Source organism: Ileibacterium valens (assembly GCF_001945525.1).
In the GTDB taxonomy this organism is placed as follows: Bacteria; Bacillota_I; Bacilli_A; order Erysipelotrichales; family Erysipelotrichaceae; genus Ileibacterium; species Ileibacterium valens.
The window spans coordinates 1-10630 of sequence record NZ_MPJW01000247.1 but is presented as its reverse complement, the minus strand read 5'-3'; the positions used below and the strand labels follow the sequence as shown (position 1 = coordinate 10630).

Here is a 10630-nt window from a genome sequence, read left to right as displayed (position 1 = left end):
CGGGAGAACATGTCTTCAGATGCAGGACATGAGATTATGGTCAGCCGGAGCATTCAGGCGGAAGGAACCTTCGGAGATCTTAAAGAAAACTACAGATACAGCCGATTGAGACGCCGGGGACTGGAAAACGTAAAATTTGAGGTGCTTATTGTGGCCATGGGACACAATATCAGAAAATTAAACAACAGAAATCGGATGAGTTGCCCAGAACTCGAACGTTATGGAAAATTAAAGGAGCAGAAAAGCGAAATCTGAAAAAGATTATAAACAGTCTTTTTGAGTTTTGGCTCTTTTCAGTGCGTTCAAAAATTGACTTGAGCGGAAAAACACATCATAAAACAGGATTGAATCAGATAAAAAGCATAGAAAAAGGGGCTGTAAATCTCGCTGATGAAAAATCAGTCGAAATTTAACAGCCCCAGATTATCAGTTAATTCACAACAGGTAAGGACTGTTGGCAAAAGCGAGGATCCACTCATCAAAGCTTTGCAGCTAAAGAACATAGGCTTTCTATAATATCAATACAATCCGCAACATCACTTCAGTTCAACAAGCGTAGCTCCTAAACCACCGTCCCCTGGTCCGCCTGAAGTATATTTCAACACTGAATTTCTGCGCTTGAGATCATCCCAGACGGCATTTCGCAGGGCTCCAGTACCCATTCCATGAATGATTCGAACATTTTTAATACGATGAACGACCGCCTGATCAAGATAATGATCCAAAGAGCGCATAGCTTCTTCGACTCTCATGCCAATCAGATTGAGTTCAAGCGGGAAAGCTTCAAAGGTACGATCCTTATGCGCTTTTATACTCTTTTCTACTTTAGGGCGTTTCATTCTTGTCAGCTGATCCTTGGAGACCGTAATTTTCTTTCCATTAACCAGGACAACTGCTTCTTTTTTCTTAACAGAAACGACTTCACCATGACCATCAAGGATTTCAACATGAACATAATCCCCAGGTTTTAAGGACTCATCCACTGATCGTTTTTCCTGTTTCTGATCTGGCCGAAGCTGATCAATCTGAGCCATCGCCTCAATCTGTTCATGATTCATGGCTCCATTCATCTTTCGTATTTTTTTAAGAATCTTTCGAGCCTCTTCCTTACGGGCATCCAGCTCAGCGCTCAGTCTGGCTTCATACTCCTCATCCAGACGCTTTTTCTTCTTTTCTAAAACTTCTTTTTCATGGGCAGCTTTTTTCTGGAGTTCATGAGCATCTTTAATTAAAGCATCAAATCGTTCCTGCTTCTTTTGTGCTTTGAGCTGTTCCTTTTCAAGCTGGCTAAGCTGTTTTTGAACTTCAGACTGATTACTTTGTTTTAATGCCCGGGCTCTTTGCAGAATTGAAGGTTCAAATGGAAAGGATTCAGCAATGTCAAAGGCATAACTTGCACCTGAAATTCCAGGTAAATAGCGATACGTCGGTTTCAATGTTTCTGGATCAAATTCCACGGATGAGACAAGAATGGAAGGATCACTTTTACCATACGCTTTGACTTCATCATAGTGAGTTGATGCGACAACCCGGCTTCCTTTGGCATTTAAGTCTTCTAACACCGCCTGGGCCAGACAGGCTCCTTCGAGCGGATCGGTACCATTTCCAATTTCATCAAGCAGAACAAACGTTTTATCATCTGCTGCCTGCGTGATTTTTGCAAGCCTTGCCGCATGAGCAGAGAAAGTCGATAGATTGTTTTCAATGGACTGATTGTCCCCAATATCAAAATACATTCCTTCAAATTGAGGGATTTTTACCTTGTGAGCAGAAAGCGGAAAGCCGGCATGGCTTAAAACGACGAATAAACCAATAGTCTTCAGGGTTACTGTCTTACCACCCATATTGGGTCCTGACATCATTAACACCTTCTGGTTCTCATCAAGTTCATAAGTATTCGGTACAGCTTTTGATTGTTCAAGCAGTGGATGAATGGCATGTTCCATCTGAATGGATCGGCATGATGGATGAATGGAAGGAATACATCCATCATGGGCAAGCATCCATTTGGCCTTTGCAAATGCGACATCAATGACTGAAACGGTCTCAAGATCAGAAAGAATGGCATTCGCATTGGATTTAACCATTCTGGATAACTCTCTTAAGATCTGTTTCTTTTCTTCTTCAATTTCCATTCGATTAGATTGAATTTCATTATTCAGTTCAACAAATTCAGCCGGCTCAACATAAAAAGCCTGTCCGCTTGATGAAGAACCATGCACCATTCCTCTGAATTTATATTTATCCGAAGCCTTCAAAAGAACAGACATTCGTCCCTGAATGGTTGTCGTCATATTTTCCATTAAGGAATCAGCGTTTCGAGTAACGAATGCTTTTCCCTTTGCGGCTAAATCCGCTCTCAGCTGCGTATTTTTGCGGTAAAGAGAGCGCAGTTTAGCACTTGCATCTTCCTTGATCGCTCCTGACAGATCAATCTGATCCATAATTTTCTCAAACAGTCGCGAACATTCATCAATCGTCATCGCCAGTTCGGTAAGAATTGGATAGCGATCTTCTGTTTCTGAAAAAGTCTTTTTTATATCCCGGCAGGCTGCCAAAAACATAGCAACAGCCATCAGATCAGAGCCATCTAAAGTAACTCCTTTCGCTGCTGCCTTAACAGCCTGAGTAATATCAGATATTCCTCCCATCGATAAGTCACCGCCTGCCTGTAAGAAAGCAGCTGCCTGTTTGCATCGATTTAAGGCTTCCTGTATTTCATAGAGCGAATCTTTTGGAAGTGAATGGAGGATTTTATCTTCCGATCGTGAAAAAGACGCAAATGCGGCGATCTGCGTCAGAACTTCATTGTATTCAAGAGCTTCATTAAGCTCACTCAAGGATGGCATCTTTGAGTGTTTCAAAGCTGATCTCTCCTTTCGAGAAAACTTCAATTAGGTTATCCACAGTATGAATTGGAACATCCATATAAGGAATGGAGTTTACATACTGCATTCCATTGGTGATAAATGGCATCTGTAAAAACAGGCCGACTAACCCGATGAGTAAATAGGCTTCGCCAAAACTTAATGCAAGTCCGGCCAGGCGGTCTAACCAGCCAAAGATTTTGATCTTTTTTAACAGACCGGCAGTCGCATATAAAATTGAAAATAAAATTTTCAGCACAAACACACTGATTAAAAACCAGGAAACCTGGTTCAGGAGTAAGTTCTGCCATTCTGTAATTGAAGGCAGATTGAACAGCGGAAATAGTCCTGCCAAAGCCTGGCCGATCGGCCAGGATAAGAACAGAGTTAAAGCCAGCGTCGCCAGATCGATGATCTGAAACAGAAATCCCCTGGCATAGCCGCGGATCAGCATCAATACAACAATCAAAGCGAGCGCTCCGCTCACATATGGGAAATATTCAACTGGTAAAGTAATCATGAACCCATTCTATCACATTAACTTTTGGCTCAAACCGGTTGGTTGACTTTGCTATGTTACACTGTGAACATGGCTACTAAAGTTAAAGTAATGAGTAAGGAACAGATTGATGATCTGTATCAGAGAACTCAAAAATTCATACAAAAAGAAAGTCAACCTGCCAATACCTTATGGCAGATTAAAACAAAAAGCGGAATTATCATCAGCGCCTATAAGAGCGGTAAAGTCGTTTTCGCAGGAAATGATCTGGATTTTCTCGATGAACCAGATGATGAACAATTCAAAGTCCAAAAAGCTGAAAAAATGGAAAAAATTTCCAGTTATCCTCAGGCAGGCAGCGACGAAGTTGGAACAGGAGATTTCTTTGGACCGATCGTTGTCTGTGCTGCTGTAGTTCCTGATGAAAAAACAGCTGAAGAGCTCAGAAAGCTAAAAGTCACCGACTCAAAGGCGATGACTGATTCAAGAATTAAGCTGATTGCTCCGATCCTTGAAGAAATGCTTCCCCATTCCGTTCTAGTCACGACAAATAGAAAATACAATCAGATTCATGAACAGACCAAAAATATAAAAGTCATTGTTTCCATGCTGCACAATCAGGCCTATCTGAATCTGATCAAAAATGGGGTTAAGTTACCTGAACAGGTTATCATTGACCAGTTTTGTTCGCCTGCTACGTATTTTCGCTATTTATCCAATGTCCATGTAAATGATGTAGTAAAAAACATCCATTTTGAAACAAAGGCTGAAAGCAAATATCCAGCTGTTGCAGCGGCTTCAGTCATCGCCAGAGCAAGATTCTTAAAAGTCATGGATGATATGTCCGATAAATATGGAGTCACCTTCAATAAAGGCGGTGGAAGACAGGCTGATCAATCCGGTATTGAATTCCTTAAAAAACATTCTCCTGAGCAATTAAGAGATGTAGCAAAAATCCATTTTGCGAATATGAATAAAATCGGTGCAGATGATTATAAGGAAGGGGCTCCTCTTTCGCTATTCTCCACTCTAAAGATTGAGAATGATGAAAACGCGCAGATCTCGACATCCCATCAGACAAAGACTCAATCCGATTTAACAAGCAATCAAAAATCAAACCATATAAGTCTTGAAAATATTGATAACAAGGAAAAGGCACATCAGGCCAATGCCTTCAATTCTTCGCAGAAATTAGATTCAGACCATGATAAATCAATAGGAATCAGTTCAAAAACATTTAACGAGCTGAGTCTGAAAGAACTTTATGAAATTCTCAAGGCTCGAGTGGATATCTTCGTGGTTGAACAACAATGCGCCTATCCAGAGATTGATGGAATCGACTATTCAGCAATTCACTATCAGATGTTAGATTCGAACGGCAATCTTCTTGCCTATTTGCGAATCTATCCAGATTCAGACAAAGAAAATACCTGGCATATCGGAAGAGTAATCACTACCGTCCGAAAACAGGGTTTTGGACAAAAACTACTTCATCAGGCTGTAGAAGATCTTTTTAATCGGCATCATGCGGATGAGATTATCCTGGAAGCACAGACCTATGCTATACCTTTTTATCAGAAAGAAGGATTTAAAGTAACTTCTGAACCATTTGATGATGCTGGTATTATGCATGTTAACATGAGTCTTAAAAAAGGATTAAGAGATTAAGAAAAGATGGATATCAGTATCTACTTTCTGTTATCCTCAACTTTCTAAACTTCCTTTACTACACATCAGAATTAGATCAAACAAAACAGGGCTTAGAATCATTACGATTCGGGCCCTGTTTTCATGATTTATTTTCAAGTTTTATCAGTTTTGTTTTTTACAACTTTATGCTCTCAGACAAATCTAAATTCGTTTTTCAGTTCAGTCTGCAATAACTTGCTATTCACCCATAAACGTCAAAAAGGCATTTGCTTCCTTGATCAATTCTTCTTTGACTTCTGGAGTCGGCTCATAAATTCCACTCGCAAACGATTCCATTGGAACAGCAATTTTAACCATGTCTTCTGTCATGACTTTGCAGCCGCATCGTTTTAGAAGTGTAGTTAATGCAGCCTGCGCCCCAGCAGTTGCCATTTTTCCGCCAGCTCCACTCTGAGCTGCAAACTTACCTCTTAGTGGAGATCCAGAAGCAAAATTATTTCTCTCATAGGATAGAGAAGCATAATCAAGCATATTTTTAAGACCGCCTGGAATGCTTCCATTGTATTCAGGACAGAAAAACCAGAGACCATCTGCTTCAGAGATCTTTTCTCGAACTTCATTGACTGTTTCAGGGAATGGATATGAATCATCCATATTCAATACAGGCAGTTTGGAATAATCCAATACAGATACTTCAACTTCTGGTTTAGTCTTCAAATATTCTTCAGCAATCATTGCCAGACTTTTGTTAAACGAATGTTTTCTTAATGATCCAGGAATCAATAATAATTTTTTCATAGAGATCAACCTCAATTTCTTTATAACTTCATCTTAACGATGATTAAATTGCGAAAAGGATATGAATGACCGAAATGAATAAATTATTCGTCTAATTCTCGTCTTTTATAAAATATTTTATATATGTTATTAACATATGTATTCGAAGTCGCTATGATGGATACATACATAAAGAACTTTATATAAATCGAGGAGAAAAAAGAAATGAATATGAAGCAACAGGTCATGATTGAACCAGGTAAGATTATCTTTCAGGATGTACCAGTACCGGAAACCGGAATGAATGATGTAAGAATCCGAATCAAAAACATCGGGATTTGTGGTTCTGATATTCACGTTTATCATGGGCAGCATCCTTTTACATCTTATCCAGTCACTCAGGGGCATGAAGTTTCCGGTGAAATTGTTGAAGTTGGAGAATCTGTCCAGCATTTAAAGCCGGGTCAGAAAGTTACGATTGAACCTCAGGTCACCTGCGGTCATTGCCATCCCTGCCGACACGGAAAATACAATCTTTGTGAAGAACTGAAAGTGATGGGATTTCAGACAACCGGAACAGCTTCAGAATACTTTGTTTGTAATCAAATGTATGTCACTCCGGTTCCTGAAGAACTATCTTTTGAAGAGGCAGCTATGATTGAACCTCTAGCAGTTGCTGTCCATGCTGTAAAACAGATGGGAGACATAAATGGTTTGGATGTGATAGTAATGGGAGCTGGTCCGATCGGAAATCTTGTAGCTCAGAGCGCCAAAGGAATGGGAGCCAGGAAAGTTATGATTACTGATATCAGCGATATGCGTTTAGTCAAAGCAAAAGAATGCGGTATCGATTATCGTGTAAATACTCTTAAGAAAGATTTCAATGAAGCAATGCTTGAAACATTTGGTCCAGACAAAGCGGATGTCATTTATGATTGTGCTGGAAACGACATCTCGATGGGGCAGGCAATCGCTCATGCCAGAAAAGGCAGCGCGATTGTACTGGTTGCTGTATTTTCCAAAAAAGCAAATATTGATCTGGCCGTTGCTAACGATCATGAACTTGATCTCAAAAGCACAATGATGTACCGCCATGATGATTATGTTGATGCAATTCAGCTGGTTAAAGACCATAAAGTTCTTCTAGAGCCATTGATCTCCAAGAAATTCCCATTCGAAAAATTTCTTGATGCTTACCAGTACATTGATGACAATCGGGAGACGACGATGAAAGTCATTATTGATGTTCAGAAATAATCTATATTTTTCATTTTTTGTCATCTGCGATGTAATCCAAAATTATCCTGAAAAGCTGCCTGGCAGCTTTTTTTGATTTTCAGACAAGTTGTATACTTTAAAAAGAGGTTGAAAAAAGATGGCCAAAAAGCAAAACCAATCGGTGCGTTCCCGAATCGCCGAATACTTATACTCTCATCATAATGCGACAAAAGCTGAGCTTGCCAGCGAACTCTCCATCAGCATGCCAACATTATTATCGAATGTCAGCAGCATGATTGATGAAGAAATATTAATTCCCGATCAGATGCTTGAATCAACCGGCGGAAGGAAAGCAACAGCTTTAGCTTTGAATCCTCAATATGCCAGTGCAGCTGGAATCTCAATTACCAAATCCAACATCAACATTGTCTTGCTCGATTTTGCGGGAAGTATTCTGGGATCAGTCAAGATCCCCTATTCATTTACTGGGACTCAGAAAGACCTGGAGTTTCTTTCCGAACAGTTCAAACACTTTTTAGCAAAAAACGCCCAGCATCCAAAATTACTTGGCTGTGGAATTGCCCTTCCCGGGATCATCAATAAAAAAGCCAGATCCTTAACAAAGTCTCATGTGCTTGATTTACAGAACTATTCTCTTGGAGGATTTCAAGAAGTCATGCCAGTAGAGCTGTTATTTGAAAATGATGCCAATGCTGCTTTACTGGCAGAAAGACTCCCAAAAGAGGCTTCTCTCATTTTTCTAAATCTTGGTAGAACGGTTGGCGGAACTCTGTTTAATCAAGGACAAATCGCACAGGGAGATCATTTCCGGGCCGGTGAGTTTGGACATATGATTTTATATCCTAACGGTAAGACCTGTTATTGCGGCAAAAAGGGATGCGCTGATCCGTACTGTTCAACCAGTTCTTTGTTAGAAGGTACCAATCAGACTCTGAATGAATTCATGAAGGATATTTCAAATAATTCTGATCCGGTAAAGTCTAAACGGTGGGATGAATTGCTTGATACTCTGGCCTTGCTGTGTTCCAACCTGAGAATGGCATTTGATATGGACATTATGATCGGAGGACCGCTTAGCAATTATATAAAAAGTGATCTTTCCAGACTAAACAATAAAATTAAACCTCTGGATCTTTTCGATCGGAATCCAGACTATTTGCGTATTGCTTCTAAAGAGCATTTAGCACCTGCGATTGGAGCAGCAGAACTGTTCATTCTTCATAATATTCAGTCACTGAAATAAGAAAATCTCCTTCATGAATTTTGGAGTATTGATAACTATATAAAGCAAAAAACGGTACTAATATATTTACTTAGCACCGTTTTTTTAGTTATCCGTTTTATCCATTCCTAATCAGACTTGAATTACTAACATCTGAGCAAAGTCACGCTATCGCATCATATGGCAATTTCAGCTTCAGCTGAATCGTCCAACCGTTTTGAAAGCTCAGTCTCTTTATCTTTCATTGAAGTCGTCCCCGGTTCTACACCTTCTTCAATAGCGATATAGTGAGCGAGCCGTTCTGCATGATCTGCGATACGTTCATAGCAGTCCATCGCATCGAGAAATTTAATGGAGTTGATGACATCTGTATTATGAGCTTCCAGCTTCTGAAGACGTTTTCTTTTCATCTTTCGCTCCATGGCGTCTACCGTATCTTCATAGCGGTTGACCTTCTTAATCAGCTCAGGATCCTGTCTCTGATAAATTTCAATGGCATACTTAACCGCTTTATAACATTCAGCAGAAATAGAGTTTACGTCTTCAACAATATGTTCTGAGAAAGGTACTGGATGAATAACGTCTCTGGATTCATTGGCTATTTCTTTGCAGCGATCTGAAATATGCTCAATATCTCGAAGGGCCAGAATCGAATTTTTTAATCTTAATTGCTGTTTCGAGGTCATTGAGGTCGTCTTCAGTTTGGATAAGAATAAATTGATCTCATTATTAAACTTATTCACCTTATCCTCGTTTTCCATCAATTTTTCATAATTCTCATCATTTAATAACACATCTCTGGAATATGAAATATTCTCCAAGGCATATTGAGCCATATGTACGATTTCGTTATCGGCAGCCGCCAGGGCTATTGCTGGCTGGTTTAATAAACGAGCGTCCAGACGAACAGTATGATCCATGATTTCCTGCTTCGGAATCAGAATTCCAGAAAGTTTAACTAACCAGTTAGCAGCCGGCAGAAGAAGCAGAGTGGCTAATACGTTGAAGCTGGTATGGAACAGGGCTAATGAAGTCGAAGTCACTTCAGAATGAGCCAGACCTGGAACAAATAGGAAAACAATATAAGCAGCAACACCGAAAATCAGTGATCCGATCGTATTGAATTCCAGATGAATCATTGCTGCCCGTTTCGCATTGCGATCTGCACCAATCGCTGAGATTAAGGCCACTACACAGGTTCCAATATTCTGTCCCAGAGCAATGAACACTGCTGATCCCCAATTGACAATCCCAGTCAGAGCCAGAGTCTGCAGGATTCCCATCGATGCTGAAGATGACTGCATGATTGCCGTAACAAGCATCCCGACAATTAAACCAAGCAATGGGTTTCCCCCAATGATATGGAAAACTTCAGTAAAGATTGGCGCATCCGAATATGGAGTAACCGCATTTGACATCGTTGATAATCCAATGAACAGGATTCCAAAACCAATCAGGATATCCGCTGCCTGCTTGACTCGATCCCGTTTACTGGCCATCTGAATCCCAACTCCGATAATCAATAACAAGGGAGCGATCATTTCAGGTTTCAGAAAAGCTCCCCATTCAGACATGGAAACAATCCAGGCCGTCATTGTGGTTCCGATGTTTGCCCCCATAATGACTCCTACTGCCTGAGACAGGCTCATCAGCCCCGCATTGACAAATCCAACAACCATAACTGTTGTGGCTCCTGAAGACTGGATGATGGCTGTGACCAAGGCTCCAAGAAGTACACCCATGATTCTGTTGCTTGTCAGTATTTCAAGCATGCGTCTGGTTTTTTCACCAGCTGCCTGCTGCAGTCCGTCGGCCATGACCTGCATGCCGTAAACGAACATCCCGATACCGCCCGCAAAAAGCAGAATCGATTGAACAATTTCAATAGACATTCTTTACATTCCTTTCGCAGAAATTACTGCTGAATTTCAGCCATTTAAATCACAATAATTCTATCATCCGATCTTTTTCAATTCCGATTGCCAACAAGGGGTTTTTGTAAAATTTATGTAAACATTTTTTATAACAGAAAACAAAATTTCAATATTAAAATTGGCTGCCTCTGTCACTTTTTATCAATTTCAATATAGCATCAAGAATATTTGACTTACTAAGAGCTTTACTTAAAGAAGAAACCAAATTTTAAAAAGTGATTAAAACCCATCAGCGTTTAATCATACAAATATTTCAGTTTTGTTACTGCATTTACAAAAATCTGAATTATCAGGTTTTTGTAAACTGTAGTTCCCAAAAATTTTCTACCTAGACCCTAAATTGAGTTCTTCAGGGACTTTAATCTTGAATAACTTATATCCCTGATTTGCTTTCGAATCAGCCTCATGAATAATGATTTTGTCTTCGAATACTGAACAACGT

General features: G+C 40.0%; 8 protein-coding genes. 4 read left to right on the top strand and 4 right to left on the bottom strand.

The window, feature by feature from the left end:
• Positions 1-255 (top strand): transposase (locus tag BO222_RS11605; RefSeq protein WP_075817320.1); only part of this gene is annotated, 255 nt, incomplete at its 5' end.
• 281 nt (positions 256-536) lie between these two features.
• Here BO222_RS11605 and BO222_RS11600 read toward each other — a convergent pair.
• A complete protein-coding gene (locus tag BO222_RS11600; protein WP_143357031.1) occupies positions 537-2864 on the bottom strand; it encodes an endonuclease MutS2 in 2328 nt (775 codons plus the stop codon).
• Positions 2833-3387 (bottom strand): CvpA family protein, encoded by a 555-nt coding sequence (locus BO222_RS11595; RefSeq protein ID WP_075820919.1) that lies wholly within the window; start codon positions 3385-3387, stop codon positions 2833-2835. Before BO222_RS11595 ends, BO222_RS11600 begins: the two co-directional genes overlap by 32 nt.
• Before the next feature lie 90 nt (positions 3388-3477).
• Between BO222_RS11595 and rnhC the strand changes: the two genes are divergently transcribed.
• Entirely contained in the window at positions 3478-5034 is a 1557-nt protein-coding gene (rnhC, locus tag BO222_RS11590; RefSeq protein ID WP_075820918.1) for a ribonuclease HIII, read from the top strand.
• Positions 5035-5253: 219 nt separating this feature from the next.
• Here rnhC and BO222_RS11585 read toward each other — a convergent pair whose 3' ends face one another.
• Complete coding sequence (locus tag BO222_RS11585; RefSeq protein WP_075820917.1) at positions 5254-5814, bottom strand: NADPH-dependent FMN reductase; 561 nt, start codon at positions 5812-5814, stop codon at positions 5254-5256.
• A gap of 204 nt (positions 5815-6018) precedes the next feature.
• Between BO222_RS11585 and BO222_RS11580 the strand changes: the two genes are divergently transcribed.
• Complete coding sequence (locus tag BO222_RS11580) at positions 6019-7050, top strand: zinc-dependent alcohol dehydrogenase (protein WP_198932081.1); 1032 nt, start codon at positions 6019-6021, stop codon at positions 7048-7050.
• A gap of 118 nt (positions 7051-7168) precedes the next feature.
• The gene (locus BO222_RS11575) at positions 7169-8275 is read left to right on the top strand and encodes an ROK family protein (RefSeq protein ID WP_075820916.1); all 1107 of its coding nucleotides are present in this window, start codon (positions 7169-7171) and stop codon (positions 8273-8275) included.
• A gap of 155 nt (positions 8276-8430) precedes the next feature.
• Here BO222_RS11575 and BO222_RS11570 read toward each other — a convergent pair whose 3' ends face one another.
• Positions 8431-10146 carry a Na/Pi cotransporter family protein gene (locus BO222_RS11570; protein WP_075820915.1) on the bottom strand — a complete coding sequence of 572 codons (1716 nt, stop codon included), beginning with the start codon at positions 10144-10146 and terminating at the stop codon, positions 8431-8433.
• Positions 10147-10630 lie beyond the last annotated feature (484 nt).

Coding starts and splice junctions, on each gene's coding strand:
- BO222_RS11595 (WP_075820919.1), bottom strand. CDS start 3,387: ATGATTACTTTACCAGTTGAATATTTCCCATATGTGAGCGGAGCGCTC.
- rnhC (WP_075820918.1), top strand. CDS start 3,478: ATGAGTAAGGAACAGATTGATGATCTGTATCAGAGAACTCAAAAATTC.
- BO222_RS11585 (WP_075820917.1), bottom strand. CDS start 5,814: ATGAAAAAATTATTATTGATTCCTGGATCATTAAGAAAACATTCGTTT.
- BO222_RS11580 (WP_198932081.1), top strand. CDS start 6,019: ATGAATATGAAGCAACAGGTCATGATTGAACCAGGTAAGATTATCTTT.
- BO222_RS11575 (WP_075820916.1), top strand. CDS start 7,169: ATGGCCAAAAAGCAAAACCAATCGGTGCGTTCCCGAATCGCCGAATAC.
- BO222_RS11570 (WP_075820915.1), bottom strand. CDS start 10,146: ATGTCTATTGAAATTGTTCAATCGATTCTGCTTTTTGCGGGCGGTATC.